Below are 17366 nucleotides of genomic sequence, written 5' to 3' on the forward strand. Positions count from 1 at the left end.
GCTAGGCTCGCAATTCCCGGTCCACCCGTTCCATCCGGGCATTCACGAGCTGGCAACGCGGGTCGTCCGGCCCCATAAGAGCAGCCACGGCAGCCGCAGTCGCCGTATCGAAGGACCCCATGTCGCTCGTGCACCACTGCAGCATCAGCCGGGCATCACCGCTTGACCGGATGGAAGCTCCCACGGCCGTGTTGAGCTCGTCGCGCATGAACCCGATCGCCAGATTGACCGAACGGGTGAGCAGTTTTGAAGGGTACGCCGCGAACGCCTCGGCAACCCGACCGTCCCGCAGATGACCGGCCACAACGGAAACGTCGGTCACGACGTTGAGGGTTGAAGAGAATCGGTAGGGGTTCGCTTCCAGGACATCGCCCAGAATGGCGCGGATCCGGTGCATCTCGGTCCGGATCGCCGCGCCGGTGCCCGCATCGCCATGGATCTCGTACGCCAATTCTTCGGCACTCCAGCCCTGATCACGCGAGGCCAGCAGGGCCAGGATCTCGGCGCGGCGCACAGTCAGCGGACGGCTGATGCCGCCGTCGACCGCCGCGGATGGCGCGTCCCCCAGGAGCCGCAGCACGAGCTGGGGTCGGGCGCCGCCGTCGCGCACTGCCCGCTCGCCACCCGGGGACCGCTGCCCCGAGCGGCCGACGCCGCCGTCGGGAAACGGGGCCGACTTCAGCAGCTCCTCTGCGAGCCGCACTCCGCAACGCACCAGCCGCAGGCTGTCCGGCGTGACCGATTCGAACGGGCCGGAGACGTCCAGGACGCCGACGATGTCGCCGGTCAAAGGGTCGCGAATGGGGGATGCGGTGCAAGCCCAGTCGTGGTGTGTCCGCACGAGGTGCTCGGCCGAGAAAAGTTGCGCCGGCGCACCGGTCACCAAGGCCTCGCTGATGGCGTTCGTGCCCACCCCTGATTCGGACCAGTCGGCGCCCTCCACGAACTCCAGCGAGTCCGCGAGCCGCAAGGCCTGCTTGCTGCCGACGCGCCACAGCACTTCGCCCTCGTGGTCGGTGACGATCAGCAGATGGCGTCCGGTCACGGTCTCATCGGCCAGAAGCTGTGACAGCGCCGGCATCACCGCAGCCAGCCGATGGCCGGCGCTGAGGGATCGCGCCTCGGAGACTTCATGCCGGTGCAGGGGCCGGTGCTTGTCCGGATTGATGCCCAGAGCCAGGGAACGCTGCCAGGACTTGATAAGCGACGGCGAGAGGTGCGGATCCGGAGTGCCAGAAATCGTGGTCTCGTGCGCCGCCCGGAGAATTCGGGCGTACTCCGCCGGTGCAGAAAACCTGAGGTCCGAGGGATGCGTGATGGGGCCGTTGCCCTGCCGCATGCTCATTCTCTCAACTCGCCCTCGAATCGTCGCACCCGGCTGGGTCCCTGCCGCCGTCGGCCAACCTGCGCGCCCGCCGACAGCTTGAGAGCTCCGTGTAACCCGATTGTAACCCCCTGCGACTTTTACTTGTGATGCGGGTCACTGCGTGGTCTATGCGCCACGCAACGGGAGCGGCCCCCTGTCAGCAATGGAAAGAGGAAACATGCCTGAGACACCAAACGGCGTCGTCGGGGCGTGGCTGGCGCAGTTCGATGAGGCACTGCGCAGCCACAACACGGACGCCGCACTGGAACTTTTTGACGACGACTCGTACTGGCGCGATTTCGTCTCCTTCACCTGGAACCTCAAGACGCTGGAGGGCAAAGAGGACATCCGGCGCATGCTCGAGGCGACCCTGGGCGACGTGCAGCCCAGCAACTGGACCCTCGCCGAGGACGCCACCGGGGACGCCGCCAATGCCGAGGCCTGGGTGAACTTCGAGACCGCCCAGGCCCGGGGCTACGCCCATCTGCGCCTCCGGAACGGCAAATGCTGGACCCTGCTCACCACCATGCAGGAGCTGAAGGGCTTTGAGGAAAAGAAGGGCCCCAACCGGGACAAGGGGGTCGCCCACGAGATCACCAAAGGACGCAAATCCTGGCTGGAACTGAAGGAGGAGCAGGAGGCGAGGCTAGGCTACGAAGCCCAGCCCTACACCGTCATCATCGGCGGCGGCCAGGGCGGGATCGGGCTGGGCGCGCGGCTGCGGAGGCTCGGAGTGCCCACCATCATCATCGAAAAGAATGAGCGCGCGGGTGACTCCTGGCGGAACCGCTACAAGTCCCTCCACCTGCACGATCCGGTCTGGTACGACCACCTGCCCTACATGAAGTTCCCCGACGACTGGCCGGTTTTCGCGGCCAAGGACAAGATCGGCGACTGGCTGGAAAACTACACACGGATCATGGAACTGAACTACTGGTCCAAGACCGAGTGCACCAATGCCCGCTTCGACGAAACGTCCCAGCAGTGGGTGGTGGAGGTGATGCGCGACGGCGAACCGGTCACCCTGCGCCCGAAGCAGCTCGTCTTCGCCCTGGGTGTATCGGGGTACCCGAGTGTCCCCACGTTCGACGGCGCCGAGTCCTTTCTGGGGGAGCAGTATCACTCGTCCAAGCACCCGGGCGGTGGCGACTGGACCGGCAAGAAAGCCGTGGTCATCGGCTCCAACAATTCGGCCCACGATATCTGCGCCGACCTTTGGGAACTCGGCGCGGACGTCACCATGGTCCAGCGGTCCTCGACGCATATTGCCCGCAGCGAATCCCTCATGGACCTCGCTCTCGGCGGGCTGTACTCCGAAGAGGCACTGGCCAACGGCGTCACCACGGAGAAAGCCGACCTGCTGTTTGCCTCCTTGCCGTACCGGATTCTGCCCGAAGCCCAGATCCCGGTTTATGCGGAGATGGCCCGCCGGGACGCGGAGTTCTACTCCCAGCTCAAGGCCGCCGGCTTTGACCTGGACTTCGGCGTGGACGGCTCCGGCTTGTTCCTGAAGTACCTGAGGCGCGGCTCCGGCTACTACATCGACGTCGGCGCCTCGCAGCTGATCATCGACGGCCGGGTCAAGCTGGCCAATGGCCAGGTCAGCAAGATCACCGGCAACTCCGTCGTGATGGCCAACGGAACGGAGCTGGATGCCGACGTCATTATTTACGCCACCGGGTATGGGTCGATGAACGGCTGGCTGACTGATCTGGTCTCGCCCGAGGTGGCAGACGCCGTCGGCAAGTGCTGGGGGTTCGGATCGGATACGCCCAAGGATCCGGGGCCGTGGGAGGGGGAACTGCGCAACATGTGGAAGCCCACCAACGTGGAGAACCTGTGGATCCACGGCGGCAATCTGCACCAGAGCCGGCACTATTCGAACTATCTTGCCCTGCAGCTCAAGGCCAGGATGGAAGGACTGCCGACGCCGGTCTTCGAGCTGCAGCCCACGCATCACGCGCGCTAACCGCACGCGCCGACTCACGGGGTCGTGACAATCTCAGCCACGGCCACCAGACTGGGGCTACGGCCCCGCTGTGAAAATCCAACTTTTATTCCGTGCATGCGCCTGACCGGGCGCATCCACGGTCCTGGACTGCGAAGGTGAAACACCATGAAAGCAGCACGATTCCACGCCCGCGAGGATCTCCGGATCGAAGACATTCAAGAGCCGGAGCTGCGACCGGGAACGGTGAAGATCGCCGTGGCCTGGTGCGGTATCTGCGGCACGGACCTCCATGAATTCCTGGAAGGACCCATTTTCACCCCGCCGCCCGGCCACCCCCACGGGCTCACCCACGAGGCCGCCCCGGTCACCCTCGGCCACGAGTTCTCCGGCACCGTCGAGGAACTGGGGGAAGGCGTCAGCGGTCTGGCCGTTGGAGACAACGTCGTCGTGGAGCCGTACTACGTCTGCAATGAATGCGGTCCCTGCCTCAGCGGCCACTACAACCTGTGCACCAAGTTGGGCTTCATCGGCCTGGCGGGCGGCGGTGGCGGCTTGAGCGAGAAGATCGTCGTCGACACCCGGTGGGTGCACCCTGTCGGCGACATCCCCCTGGACGAGGCCGCACTGATCGAACCCCTTGCGGTGGCGTATCACGCCGTCGGCCGGAGCGGCGTCAAAGCCGGGGACGTCGCCGTCGTCGGGGGTGCCGGACCCATCGGCCTGCTGACCGCCGCGGTCCTCAAAGGCATCGGCGTCACCACGATCGTTACCGAGCTGTCGGCCGCCCGCAAAGACAAGGCGACTTCGTCCGGGGTCGCGGATCACGTGCTCGATCCGAGTGCCCAGGACGTCAAGGCGCGCGTGCTGGAACTGACCAACGGTGCGGGGGCCGATGCGGCGTTTGAATGTGCCGGTGTGAATGCGGTGCTGGACACCATGCTCGACGTCGTGAGGCCCGCCGGCGTCGTCGTCAACGTCTCGATCTGGGGGCACCCGGCCACGGTCGACATGCAGAAAGTGGTGCTCAAGGAAATCGACCTGCGCGGCACCATCGCCTACTGCGGCGACCACAAAGCCGCCATCAAGCTCGTCCAGGAAGGAAAAGTCGACCTGAAACCCTTCATTACGGGGCGGATCGCCTTGGACGACTTGGTGGACAAGGGGTTCGACACGCTGATCAACCACAACGACACCGCGGTGAAGATCATCGTTCACCCGTAGTGATGAGAGTCTCACGCGGGAATAGTTGCAGACGCCTCGCAGTTGCCGCCAGTGAAGCCATTCACTGCGAAAGGAATTGCGCATGCTGTTTTCCCCGATGACCCTCGGCGAGCTGGAACTGCCCAACCGGCTCGTCATGGCGCCGCTGACCCGTCTCCGTTCCGGCCAGGAAGGTATCCCGGGGCCCTTGGTTGCTGAGCACTACCGCCAGCGCGCTTCACTGGGCCTGATCGTCAGCGAGGGCACCTACCCGAGCCCGGCCGGGCGCTCGTACCCGGGCCAGCCCGGCATCGTCACCCCGGACCAGATTGCCGGCTGGAAGAAGGTCACGGACGCCGTTCACGCCGAAGGCGGCCGGATCTTCGCGCAGGTCATGCACGGAGGCCGGGTTTCGCACGAGGACATCACCGGCGGCCACCAGGTGGTTGCGCCTAGCGCCATCGCCGTCGAGGCGGAGACCCGCACGTCCAAGGGCAAGCAGGCGCACCCGGTGCCGCACGCCCTGACCACCGACGAACTGCCCGGCGTCCTGCAGGAAATTGTCCAGGGCTCGCGGAACGCCATCGAGGCAGGGTTCGACGGCGTGGAGCTGCACTCTGCCAACGGTTACCTGCTGCACGAATTCCTGGCGCCGTCGTCGAACCAGCGCGACGACATCTACGGCGGCACGCCCGAGAACCGGGCGCGCTTCGTGATCGAAGTTGTGCGGGCTGTGGTTGAGGCCGTGGGCGCCGAACGCGTCGGCATCAGGATCTCGCCGGAGCACAACGTCCAGGGTGTCACCGAACTGGACGCCGCAGATGTTCGCGAGACGTACCGCCTGCTGGTGGATGCTATTGCGCCGCTGAACCTGGCCTACCTGAGCATCCTGCACAAGGATCCCACCGGCGAGCTGGTCCAGGACCTGCGCTCACGGTTCAACGGCGCCTTCCTCGTCAACACCGGATTTGGCGTCATCACCACCCGTGATGAGGCCATCTCGCTGGTTGCCGACGGGCACGCGGACGCCGTCGTCGTCGGACGCCCGGCCATCGCGAACCCGGACCTCGCCCGCCGCTGGCGCGAAGGCCTGCCGGTCAACGAGCCCGACGCGTCCACGTTCTACGCCGACGGCGCCGAGGGCTACACCGACTACCCGGCCTACCAGAACTAGGACCAACTGCGGTGCGGTGACTCCCGCGGCGCCGCACGCGCCGCGCAGGTCACGCTCGGTTGGACATGCTCAGCCGCAGCCAAGACCAGTGGGCAGAATGCCATTCTGCCCACTGATCGCATTTAACAATGAGCATGTCCCTCGCGGGCAGGTCCGAGACCGGATGCGCGAGTCACAGGGCCGCACCCGCTGCCGGACATGTGCCGCGATGATCTGCACGAGAGAGCATGTTCCTCGCGGCGCATCATGGCCATGGGACATGCCCAGCGGCCGCCACGACCAGTGGGCAGAATGCCATTCTGCCCACTGGTCGCGCTTAACAATGAGCATGTCCCTCGTTGGTTGGGCCCAAGGCTGGACATGTCCCTCGCTGGCGTGTGCGGGGGGGCATGTCCCATCCTGCACATCGGGGCCCCGGGACATGTTCCCTCGACAAATTGGCCACTGGACATGTCCCGTGGCTGGCGCCGGGATTGGGCATGTCCCCCGTGGGCCCATGGTGCGGAGCGAGGGGCATGTCCAGCGGTGGGGGCGGCAAATGGGCATGTCCCGGAGGGGGCCTCGCCGTGCCTAGTCCTATAGGATCTGAAGATGCAATTAGCTTCCACCGGCAGCCATTCTGAGGGGCGCCCCGCCGGCCGCGCAGTCAGCCGGCAGGTCCTGGCGGACCACGTTTATGAAGAACTTCTGGCGTCGCTGATGGATGGCCGGCTGGAACCCGGAACCGCGGTCAGCATCGACGGGACCGCCCGGGAACTCGACGTCTCGCCCACCCCCGTGCGGGAGGCGCTCGCCAGGCTGGAACACACCGGGATGGTGCGCCGCGTGGCCCTTAAGGGCTACCGGGTTGCTCCGGTGTTCACCCGGGAAGACTTCGCCGAGCTCATGGAAGCCCGGCTCGCGATCGAGCCCGTGAACGCCCGCCTGGCGTGTTCCCGGCTCACGCCAAACCGCCTCAAGGAACTGGCGCAGGCCGTCACCGATCTCAAGGACGCGCCGCGCGGGCCTTCCTTTGCCGAGTTCCGCGGCTACCTCGAGGCCGACGAGCGGTTCCATCGGCTGATCGCGGAGCAGACAGGCAACCAGTTCATGGTGGCAGCTTATGCCGCTCTCGGCGGGCAGATTCAGCGCTTCCGCCTGTTCGGGGGAGTGGGTATCACCGACGCCGATCACGCGATCGCCGAACATCAGGCCGTCCTGGATGCCTTGGCGACGGGCGATCCGGAGAAGGCCGCAGCCGCCATGGCCGAGCACGTGCAAAAGGTGCGCGGCCGCGCCATAGCGGACGCTCCCGCGGAATAAGGCGCACTTCCCAGGCTGACGCACGCGGGCCCAACGCCGCGTAACAGCGCGCCGCGCCCGGCTTCTGCGCCCTCTTTTTGTGACCCTCTTCACAGCTGATCGAAGACCCTATAGGATCTTCGATTGTGACGGCTACGGTGCCGGCATGGGGAGTCACAAGGGAGTGAAGAGTGCAAACAGAAACTTTGGCCGCAGGGCCCAAGGAGTCCGCAACACGCCGCACCATCAAGAATCTGCGGTGGTGGATTCTCGGCTGGGCGCTGGCCGCCGGCATCATCAACTACATGGACCGCAGTGCAATCTCCATCGCCGCGCCGCAACTGATCAAAGACTTCGGCATGACCCGGACGGACATTGGCCTCCTGGGCACCGTGTTCTCCTGGACCTACGCTTTTGCCCAGCTGCCCGCTGGCTGGCTCGTGGACAAGCTGGGCGCCCGACGGATGTACTTCCTCGCAATCGCGGGCTGGAGCATCGCGACCGCGCTGATGGCCGTCGGCACCAAGATGTGGCAATTCGTCACCTTCCGCTTCCTGCTCGGCATCACCGAGGCCCCCAACGGGCCGGCGTCGGCAAAGCTCACCGCCGACTGGTTCCCCCGGGCCGAGCGCGGACAGGCCACCGCCATCTGGGACAGCGGTTCCAAATGGGGACCCGCCATCGCGCCGCCCGTCCTGACCGCCATCATGCTCGCGTTCGGCTGGCAGGCCATCTTCCTCTTCCTCGGCGTCGCAGGCATCGTGCTGGCATTGGCCTTCTTCCTTTACTACCGCGCTCCCGAAGAGCACAAGCGCATCAGCGCGAAGGAACTGGATTACATCGAAAGCCAGCGCACCACCCAGCTCCTGACTGCCAAGAAGGTATCGTGGCTCGGACTCTTTAAGCACCGCCAAATCTGGGGCATGATGGCCGGATTCTTCTGCGTCATCTGGATCTGGAACATCTTCATCGTCTTCCTGCCGCTCTACCTGCAGGAAGAACGCGGTGCCAGCATCGCCACCTCCGGCTGGCTTGCGGCTGTCCCGTACCTCGGCGCAGCCATCCTCGGCATCACCGGCGGCTGGGTCATGACGCGCTACGCGAAGAAGGCCGGCCGCGATCCGTTGCTGGCCAAGCGCCACGTGATGTCCATTGCAGCGATTGCCGCCGGCATCTTGATCTGCCTCATCCCGTTCGTAGATTCCCTCCCGCTCGCCATCGCTGTCATGACCGTGGCACTGGGCTTCGTCGCCACCATGCAGGCGGCCGCGTGGGCCATGCCCGGCGACATCGTGGACAACTCACAGGTTGCCTCCGTCGGTGCCATCCAGAACTTCGGCGGCTACTTCGGCGGCGCCTTTGCCCCTCTGCTGACCGGTGTGATCGCCGATGCCACCGGCTCCTACGCGCCGTCGTTCGTGATCGGCGGCGTCATCGCCGCCCTGGCCGCAGTGGCATACACCGTGCTGGTCCGCGAACCCATCAAGGACAAGGCCGCAGCAACGCAGACAGAAAGCCGAACCGACGCATGAGCACAGCAACAAATGCATTGACGACGACGGCGGCCGCCCCGGCGGCGGAAACCACCACTGCGGCGGGAACCTCCACTGCGGGCACCGCCCGCTCGCCGTTCACCGTGGCCGTCACCGCCGACGCCGCGCGGCCGGACGGAAGCTCCATTCACGGGGATCTGGGGCTGCAGCGGCTCAGCGAGCATGGCATCAGCTGGAGCGTCCTGCCCACTTACACAGACCCGGTTCCGCTGGCCGACCTCGCCGGGGTCCAGGCCGTGCTGTCCCTGGGGCACATCGCCTTCGATTCACGCACCGTGGACCACGCCCCGGACCTGAGGCTGATTGCCCGGTTCGGGGCCGGCTACGAAACCATCGACTTGGACGCCTGCACCCGCGCCGGCATCGTTGTCACCAACACCCCGGATGCCATCCGGCGGCCGTTGGCGGTGGCGGGACTGACGCTGCTCCTGGCGCTCTCGCACAAGCTCCTGGCCAAGGACAGGCTGACCCGGACCACTGACTGGGCGCAGCGCGAGCATTACCGCGGCGCGCCGCTGGTGGGCCAGACGGTCGGCATCGTGGGCTTCGGCAGCGTGGGCGCTGAGCTCGCCCGCCTCCTGGCCCCGCTCGGGGTGAAGGTCGTGGGCAACAACCGCAGCGGCCGCCACGCGGAGGCCGCCGGACTCGGCGTTGAGCTGCTGGGCCTGAACGAGCTCCTGGAGCGCTCGGATTACGTTGTGCTCTGCGCCGCGCTGACACCGGCGACCGAAAAATTGATCGGCGCGGCCGCGTTGGCGCGGATGAAGGCAAGCGCCTACTTGATCAATATCGGCCGCGGAAAGCTCGTGGACACGGATGCCCTCCGGGACGCCCTGCGGGACGCCCGGATCGCCGGCGCCGGCCTGGACGTCTTTGAGCCGGAGCCCCTGCTTCCCGACGACGAGCTCCTGACCTTGGACAACGTGGTGCTTTCCCCGCATTCCCTGTGCTGGACCGAGGACTTCACGCGGGACGTCGCTGCGAGCGCCATTGGGTCAATCCTGGCGGTCGCGGCAGGGGAGCGCCCTGCCAACGTCCTGAATCCGGAGGTCTTCGCGACCGCGGCCTTCGCCGCGAAGCGCCCGTAACCCGGGGGTGTGACCTTGACAACATCCCTATAGATAGTAAATCCTATAGGAAACAGGATTCCACGAAGGAGTGAACCCATGGCCTATACAGCCGAAAACTGGCCCATCACCGCAGCGCTCCTGCAGTTCCCGGGGACCGACGCGCAGGGCAGCCACATCAACGACGCCGACGCCTCCGCCTGGGCCGAGGTCCTCAGTGAGGTCAAGGACGCCGGCTTTGCCAATGCCGACCTCACGGACAGCTGGGTCCGCCCCGGCGACCTGAGCTCTCCGCGGCTTGCCGAGTTCAAGCAGACCGCGGACAACGTCGGCATCGGCATCCCCGTCATCTCGGCCATCCGCCGCAGCGTGATCGAGGAAGGCAACTGGGAAGCCAACCTGGCGTACAGCCACCGCACCATCGACGCCGCCGCCGAGCTGGGCTGCGAGGTCGTCTCGTTCGGACTGCACCAGGCCATCACCGCCGAGCAGCAGAAGCAGCTCTGGTTCTGGACCGTCGAAGGGTACAAGGACCCGGTAGGGGACAAGGAAACGTGGGGCAAGGCTGTGAGCCGCCTGCGCGAACTCGGCCAGCACGCGGCCGAGGTCGGCGTCCTGCTCTCGCTCGAAATGTACGAGGACACGTACCTCGGCACCGCGGATTCCTCCGTTCAGCTGGTCCAGGACATCGGCCTGGCCAACGTCGGCATCAACCCGGACATCGGCAACCTCATCCGGCTGCACCGCCCGATCGAGGACTGGCGCGAGATGGTCGCCAAGACCCTCCCGTACTCCAACTACTGGCACATGAAGAACTACATCCGCGACGAGGACGTCGCCCGGGACACCTACGTGGCGATGCCGGCCCCGATGGAAAGCGGCCTCATCAACTACCGCGAGGCGTTCAAGACCGCGCTCTCCGTCGGCTTCCAGGGCATCCTGTGCACCGAGCACTACGGCGGCGACGGCCTCAGCGTCACGGCCAGCAACCAGGACTACCTCCGCCGCCAGGTCCTGCCGAAGACCGACGGCTACGCCCTCGGCAGGAGCCAGGTGGCCCAGGGCCGACAGCTGCCGGCAGCCACGGCACTCGCCAGCGCCTGAACGGGCGCCGACACCGGGGCGTGGTGCGGCCGTCAAGCCACTTGGGGGCGGCCGCACCACCCCACCTCTCTACCCACAGCATTAGTTCTCCAACACGGATTCAATGAGGAACCATGACCCAGATCTTCGACAATCCCGCTGATTTCGCGGATGAGGCACTGGACGGCTTCGTTGCGGCCAACCGCGGCTACGTGGCCCGAGTCGACGGCGGCGTCGTCCGCTCCACCGAAGTCCCCTCCGGGCAGGTGGCCCTGGTGGTCGGCGGCGGCTCCGGGCACTACCCGGCCTTCGCCGGCCTCGTCGGGCCCGGACTGGCCACCGCCTCGGCCTGCGGCAACATGTTCGCCTCGCCCGCGGCCGGCCAGGTTTACCGCGTGGCCAAGACGGCCAACGCCGGCGGCGGCGTGCTGCTGAGCTACGGCAACTACGCCGGCGACGTCCTGCACTTCGGCCAGGCCCAGCTGCGCCTCAACGCCGAAGGCATCGAAACCCGCACTGTCCTGGTCACCGACGACATCGCCAGCGCCCCGCTGGAGCAGATCGAGAAGCGCCGCGGCATCGCCGGGGACCTGACGGTCTTCAAGATCGCCGGCGCCGCCGCAGAGGCGGGACTGAGCCTGGACGACGTCGAACGGCTGGCCATCCGGACCAACTACCGCACCCGGTCCCTCGGCGTGGCCTTCGACGGCTGCACGCTGCCCGGCGCGGAGGCCCCGCTGTTCTCTGTCCCCGCGGGGCACATGTCCCTGGGCCTGGGCATCCACGGCGAACCGGGCATCTCCGACCACCCCATGCCCACCGCCTCCGAACTGGCCGAACTCCTGGTCAGCCGGCTCCTGGCCGACAAGCCGGACGACGCGGGCACCCGCGTGGTCGCAATCGTCAACGGCCTTGGCACGGTCAAGTACGACGAACTCTTCCTGCTGTTCGGCAAGATCGAGAAGCTCCTCACCGCCGCCGGGCTCACCGTCGTCGAACCCGAATGCGGCGAGCTCGTCACGAGCCTGGACATGTCCGGGCTGTCCCTGACCCTGCTGTGGCTGGACGAGGAACTCGAGCAGTACTGGGCCGCCCCGGCCGACACCCCGGCGTTCCGCAAGGGAAACCTGGCACCCCGTGCCCGCCGCGAACTCGCCGGTCCGGACGCCGAAGAGACCGCCGACGTCGAACGGCCCACCGCCGCGGCGGCAGCCCTCGGCCGGCTGGCCGCCGACTTCCTCGGCCAGGCGCGGGACGTGGTGGTCGAGCATGAGGAAGAACTGGGCCGTCTGGACGCCGTCGCCGGCGACGGCGACCACGGGATCGGCATGCGCCGCGGCGTGGACGCGGCAGTCACCGCGGCCGAACAGGCTGCCGCGAACGACGGCGGCGCCTCGCCGTCGCGGGTCCTGACCGCTGCGGGGGAGGCCTGGAGCGAACGCGCCGGCGGCACCTCGGGTGCGCTCTGGGGCTCGGCGATCATCGCCGCCGGACAGGCCTTGGGCAACCAGGACAGCTACAGCGGCGAGGACGCGGCCGCCGCGGTCACGGCCTTCGTGGAAGCGATCACCGCGCTCGGCAAGGCCGAGCCGGGGGACAAGACCATGGTGGACGCCCTCTTGCCGTTCCAGGACGCTTTCCTCACCGCGTTCGACGCCGGCACACCAGTGGCCGGTTCCCTCGCGGCGGCGGCGGCCGCCGCCACAGCCGCCGCAGAGCGGACCGCCGGGCTGCGTCCGCTCAAAGGCCGGGCCCGCCCGCTCGCCGAGAAGAGCCTCGGCCACCCCGACCCCGGAGCGGTGTCCTTCGCCCTCATCGCGACCCGGATATCCACCCACACCGACACCGCAGACACAGGATCCCGGCCCGGCACCCCCGAGCCGGCGGAACAAGGAGCACAAGCATGAGCACAGCAACAGGCTGGCGCGTGGTCATCGGCAACGATGAGGCCGGCGTCGAATACAAGAACGCGCTGAAGGCGCTCCTCGAAGCCGACCCCCGCGTGGCGTCCGTGCAGGACGTGGGAGTCGGCGCCAATGACTCCACCGCCTATCCGCACGTCGCCGTCGACGCGGCCCGCAAGATCGCCGACGGCGACGCCGACCGGGCGCTGCTGATCTGCGGCACCGGCCTGGGCGTGGCGATCGCGGCCAACAAGGTCCCCGGCATCCGCGCCGTCACGGCCCACGACAGCTACTCCGTGGAGCGGTCCGTCCTGAGCAACAACGCCCAGGTGCTCACGCTGGGGCAGCGCGTCATCGGGCTGGAACTGGCCAAGAAGCTCGTGGGCGAATGGCTGAGCCACCGCTTCGACGAAAACTCCTCCTCCGCCGCGAAGGTGGACGCCATCTGCTCGTACGAACCCGAATACACGAAGGCAGTCTGAACATGACCGAATCAACAGCAACCGCAGCCGCCATCAACGCCGCCCGCAAGATCGCCGTCGTCGGCTCCGGCTACATGGGTGGCGGGATCGCACAGGTCCTGGCACTCGGTGGCGCCCGGGTGGCGCTCGCGGATGTGTCCGCGGAAGTGGCCCAGAAGAATTACGAGCGGCTCCTGGCCGAATCCGACGAATTCGTTGCCGCCGGGCTCTTCCCGGAAGGCGCCACCGCAATCTTGAAGGAAAACCTCTGGCCCGCCAAGGACATCGAGGAGGCCGTGGCGGACGCCGACTTCATCGAAGAAGCCGTCCCCGAGGTCATCGAGATCAAGCACCAGACTCTCGCCCGCATCAGCGCGGCCGCCCGCCCGGACGCCATCATCGGGTCCAACACGTCCACGATTTCCATCGCGGACCTGTCCGAGCCGGTCACCAACCCGGAACGCTTCCTGGGCGTGCACTTCTCCAACCCGTCCCCGTTCATCCCGGGCGTGGAAATCATCCCCCATGCCGGCACCTCGGCCGCGACGGTCGGCACCGTCCGCGACCTCGTGCACGCGGCCAACAAGCAGACCGCCGTCGTCAAGGACGTCACCGGCTTCGTGCTCAACCGGCTCCAGTACGCGCTGTTCCACGAGGCCGCCCAGCTGGTGGAACAGGAGATCGCGACCGCGGAGGACGTCGACACCCTGGTCCGCACCACCTTCGGCTTCCGGCTGCCGTTCTTCGGGCCCTTCGCCATAGCCGACATGGCCGGGCTGGACGTCTACAACTTCTGCTACAAGTCCCTCCAGACCGATTTCCCGGAACGGTTCGCGACGCCGAAGATCCTCACCGACCTGGTGGAGGCCGGAAAGCTGGGCACCAAGACCGGCGCGGGCTTCCTGAACGTCCCGGCGGAGCGCACGCCGGAACTGATCGCCTACCGGAACAAGGCGTACGTGGCCATGCAGAAGCTCATCGACGAGCTCGGCCCCGCCCCCATCAGCTGATTCCCGTTCCCGTCTTCATCAAGGAGTACCCATGAGCACTTTTCCCACAGAACGCACCGCCATCATCACCGGCGCCGTGTCCGAGCGCGGCATCGGCCGCGCCACCGCCAGCTACCTGGCCGCACAGGGCTGGAACATCGGCATCATCGACCTCGATGACGCACTCTGCAAGGCGGCGGCCAAGGAACTGGCAGCCGAGCACGGCGTCAAGGCCTTCGGCGCCGGCGCCAACGTTTCCGACGAAGGCTCGGTCCGCGCGGCAATCGACGCCATCGAGGCGGAACTGCCGCAGATCGTTGCGCTCGCCAACGTGGCCGGCGTCAGCTCTCCGGTGCCCTATCTGGAACTCGACGCCGCCGAATGGGACCGGGTGCTGAACATCAACCTCAACGGCGTCCACTACGCCACCCGCCGCGTCGCGGAATCCATGGTGAACAACAGGATCGGGCGCATCGTGAACATCTCCTCTGTCTCCGCGCAGCGTGGCGGCGGCACCTTCTCCAAGACGCCGTACTCGGTGGCGAAAGCCGGCGTGATCGGCCTGACCCGGGCCACGGCCCGTGAACTGGGCGAATACGACATCACGGTCAACGCCATCTCACCCGGGCCCATCGACACCGACATCATGGGCGGCACCCTCAGCGAGGAACGCAAGGACGAACTCACCAAAGACCTCGTGGTCAACCGGGTCGGCTCCACCCGGGACATTGCAGCAGCCATCGCCTTCCTCATCAGCGAGGACGCCGGCTACATCTCCGGCCAGACGCTGAATGTGGATGGCGGACTCTACATGCACTAAGGAAGAAGCCTCGTGGCACAACACAGCCAAACCCCCGCGTCCGGATTCGCAGCCTGGAGCAAAGGACGGAAGATCTACCTCGCCGTCGGGATCCTGGCCTGCGTGGCCGGCGTCCTGATGATGGTTTTTTCGCGCTAGTTTTCTCCGGCCGGAGCCGACCTGGCCTGCCTTGGCTCGGCCTCATCCGGCCACTTTCATGCAACTGATTCACCCCCCTGAGTTACACCACTGATTGCTCGACGAGGAGTTTTTTGATGACCGTAACAACAACGTCCACCCGGGACCTACTGGAGACACCGGTCCTAAAATCGGCCATCTCCAAGGCCTCCCGCCGGCTGATGCCCATGCTGGTGATCCTGTATGTGGTCGCCTTCCTGGACCGCACCAACGTCGGCTTCTCCGAAGCTGCCCTGGGCGTGGACAAGGGCATTAGCGCCGGCGCCTTCGCCCTGGGCGCCGGGATCTTCTTCATCGGCTACGCCCTGTTCGAGATCCCGAGCAACCTGCTCCTGACCAAGTTTGGCGCCAAGGTATGGCTGGCCCGCATCGCCATCACGTGGGGCATCGTCTCGGCCTGCTTCGCGTTCGTGCAGGGTGAGACGTCCTTCATCATCCTGCGGTTCCTGCTGGGTGTCACCGAAGCCGGGCTGTTCCCCGGCGTCATCATGTTCCTGGCCGCGTGGTTCCCCAACAAGGTCCGCGTCAAAATGTTCGCCATCTTCTACCTGGCCCAGCCGTTCTCCCAGATGCTGGGCGCCCCGCTGTCCGGTTGGCTGATCAACATCGGCGATCAGGTCCCCGGCGTCCAGGGCTGGCAGGTCATGTTCTTCGTCGAGGGAATGCTGGCGGTCGTCGCCGGCGTCGCCGCGTACTTCTTCCTGATCAACAGCCCGCAGGACGCCAAGTTCCTGGACAAGGACGAGAAGAACGCGCTCCTGGAGGTCATGGCGCTCGAGGACACCGTCAAGGAAGAATCCGGGCCGCGCGGCGTCCTGGCGGCCATGAAGAACGGCAAGGTCTGGTATTTCACCGTCATCTACTTCTGCCTGCAGATCGCCGTCTACGGCGTCACCTTCTACCTCCCGCAGCAGGTCGCCCAGCTGACCGGCCAGAAGGTGGGCATCGCCGTCGGCCTGATGGCAGCCATCCCGTGGTTCTTCGGAATCTTCGCCTGCTACTTCATTGGCAAGGCCGCGAACACCGTGATCCGCCGCCGGGTCTGGGGCACCGGGCTGTTCATCTCCACCGGACTCTGCATCTTCGGTTCCGCGTGGGCCGGCGCCAACCACATTCCGGCGCTCGGCATCATCTTCATCACCCTTGCCGTGTGCTCGTTCCTCTCCATCGGCCCCATCGCGTGGTCCTACCCGACGGCGTTCCTCACCGGAACCGCCGCGGCCGCGGGGATCGGCCTGATCAACTCGCTCGGAAACCTCGGCGGCTTCGTGGCGCCGATCCTGCGCACCTCGGTCAACCAGATGACCGCCTCGGAGACCGGGACCATGGGCGTCTATGCCCTCGGCGTGCTCCCGTTCCTGGCAGCGGTCATGATGTTCGCGACCCGCCGCTTCAAGAACAAGGCCGACGAACTGCTGGAGCAGTAAAGGCTCCCGGCCTCACTTCCAGCGCGACGTCCAGCGCCCATCCACTGGATCCAGCAGAAAGCACCAACACATGCAGCAGAACCCCGGCAGCCAGACCTCCAACACCCGCATCCTGGTGGGGGTCAGCACCAAGATGTACCTCGGCTACCGGGACAGCCTGGACTGGCTCGAGCGGCTGCAGCACGAAGTGGACACCCGCCCGGCCCTCGCGGCCGGGCGGGTCGTCCCGTTTGTCATCCCGTCCTTCCCCGTCCTGCCCGCGGCGGCCCGGCTCTTGGCGGGTTCACCGCTGCTGCTCGGTGCGCAGAACTGCGGCTGGGCGGACGGGCCCTGGACCGGGGAAGTAGCCCCGTCCATGCTGGCGGAACTCGGCGTCCGGCTCGTGGAGATCGGCCATGCCGAACGCCGGCGGCACTTCGGCGAGGACGACGCCATGGTGGGCCTCAAAGTCCGGGCCGCGGACGACGCCGGGCTCACCCCGCTGCTGTGCGTGGGGGAGCGCGACGGCGGGCAGCCGGCGGCCGCGGCGGACTTTGTGTTCGGCCAGATCGAGTCGGCTGTCGACGGCGACTGGGACCTCGCCGGCCGCCTGGTGGTGGCCTACGAACCGGTCTGGGCCATCGGCGCGGCCGAGCCGGCCGCCGCCGCGTACGTGTCCGACGTCGTCCGCCGGCTCCGGGACCAGCTCACCGCCGCCGGCGTGCCAGGGTTGCCGGTCATTTACGGCGGATCGGCGAAGCCCGGACTGCTGCCCACGCTTGAGGGTCTCTCGGGCCTGTTCCTGGGCCGGTTTGCACACGACCCCGTGAATTTCGGCGCCGTGCTGGATGAGGCACTCCTGCTGGCCGAGGGCCTCCCCGCGGCGGACCCCGCCACCGCGGGACATGTCCAGCCCTGACCGCGTGCGACGGGC

15 protein-coding genes are annotated in these 17366 nt (G+C 66.9%); 14 read left to right on the forward strand and 1 reads right to left on the reverse strand.

The features are described from left to right. Window position 1: 1 nt before the first annotated feature. Window positions 2-1339: a helix-turn-helix domain-containing protein gene (locus AC1DGD_RS13610; protein WP_476857148.1), complete on the reverse strand. Its 1338-nt coding sequence runs from the start codon at window positions 1337-1339 to the stop codon at window positions 2-4. Window positions 1340-1544: 205 nt separating this feature from the next. On the opposite strand from AC1DGD_RS13610, the gene AC1DGD_RS13615 reads away from it, so the two are divergent. The 14 genes from AC1DGD_RS13615 (at window position 1545) to AC1DGD_RS13680 (ending at window position 17351) form a co-directional block, all read left to right on the forward strand. Continuing rightward, window positions 1545-3335: an NAD(P)-binding domain-containing protein gene (locus AC1DGD_RS13615; protein WP_476857125.1), complete on the forward strand. Its 1791-nt coding sequence runs from the start codon at window positions 1545-1547 to the stop codon at window positions 3333-3335. Window positions 3336-3482: 147 nt separating this feature from the next. Then, complete coding sequence (locus AC1DGD_RS13620) at window positions 3483-4538, forward strand: 2,3-butanediol dehydrogenase (RefSeq protein ID WP_476857126.1); 1056 nt, start codon at window positions 3483-3485, stop codon at window positions 4536-4538. Between the two features lie 82 nt (window positions 4539-4620). Then, window positions 4621-5691, forward strand: a complete 1071-nt coding sequence (locus AC1DGD_RS13625) for an alkene reductase (RefSeq protein WP_476857127.1) — start codon at window positions 4621-4623, stop codon at window positions 5689-5691. Between the two features lie 591 nt (window positions 5692-6282). After that, complete coding sequence (locus AC1DGD_RS13630; protein WP_476857128.1) at window positions 6283-6993, forward strand: GntR family transcriptional regulator; 711 nt, start codon at window positions 6283-6285, stop codon at window positions 6991-6993. A gap of 170 nt (window positions 6994-7163) precedes the next feature. Next, on the forward strand, window positions 7164-8504 hold the full coding sequence (locus tag AC1DGD_RS13635) for an MFS transporter (protein WP_476857129.1): 1341 nt from the start codon (window positions 7164-7166) through the stop codon (window positions 8502-8504). Then, window positions 8501-9613, forward strand: a complete 1113-nt coding sequence (locus AC1DGD_RS13640) for a 2-hydroxyacid dehydrogenase (protein ID WP_476857130.1) — start codon at window positions 8501-8503, stop codon at window positions 9611-9613. The genes AC1DGD_RS13635 and AC1DGD_RS13640 overlap by 4 nt, the downstream gene beginning before the upstream one ends. A 78-nt stretch (window positions 9614-9691) precedes the next feature. Continuing rightward, window positions 9692-10696: a sugar phosphate isomerase/epimerase family protein gene (locus AC1DGD_RS13645; RefSeq protein ID WP_476857131.1), complete on the forward strand. Its 1005-nt coding sequence runs from the start codon at window positions 9692-9694 to the stop codon at window positions 10694-10696. 113 nt (window positions 10697-10809) lie between these two features. After that, window positions 10810-12582, forward strand: coding sequence for a dihydroxyacetone kinase subunit DhaL (gene dhaL, locus AC1DGD_RS13650; protein ID WP_476857132.1), 1773 nt, complete (start codon window positions 10810-10812; stop codon window positions 12580-12582). Then, a complete protein-coding gene (locus AC1DGD_RS13655; RefSeq protein ID WP_018775886.1) occupies window positions 12579-13061 on the forward strand; it encodes a ribose-5-phosphate isomerase in 483 nt (160 codons plus the stop codon). The genes dhaL and AC1DGD_RS13655 overlap by 4 nt, the downstream gene beginning before the upstream one ends. 2 nt (window positions 13062-13063) lie before the next feature. Beyond that, window positions 13064-14050 carry a 3-hydroxyacyl-CoA dehydrogenase family protein gene (locus AC1DGD_RS13660; protein WP_476851397.1) on the forward strand — a complete coding sequence of 329 codons (987 nt, stop codon included), beginning with the start codon at window positions 13064-13066 and terminating at the stop codon, window positions 14048-14050. Between the two features lie 31 nt (window positions 14051-14081). Then, complete coding sequence (locus tag AC1DGD_RS13665; RefSeq protein WP_476857133.1) at window positions 14082-14849, forward strand: SDR family NAD(P)-dependent oxidoreductase; 768 nt, start codon at window positions 14082-14084, stop codon at window positions 14847-14849. A 12-nt stretch (window positions 14850-14861) separates the two neighbouring features. Then, window positions 14862-14987, forward strand: coding sequence for a hypothetical protein (locus tag AC1DGD_RS13670; protein ID WP_018775883.1), 126 nt, complete (start codon window positions 14862-14864; stop codon window positions 14985-14987). 116 nt (window positions 14988-15103) lie between these two features. Further along, window positions 15104-16453, forward strand: coding sequence for an MFS transporter (locus AC1DGD_RS13675; protein WP_476857134.1), 1350 nt, complete (start codon window positions 15104-15106; stop codon window positions 16451-16453). 70 nt (window positions 16454-16523) lie between these two features. Further along, on the forward strand, window positions 16524-17351 hold the full coding sequence (locus AC1DGD_RS13680; protein ID WP_476857135.1) for a triose-phosphate isomerase family protein: 828 nt from the start codon (window positions 16524-16526) through the stop codon (window positions 17349-17351). Window positions 17352-17366 lie beyond the last annotated feature (15 nt).

Source organism: Arthrobacter sp. 05T45 (assembly GCF_056395875.1).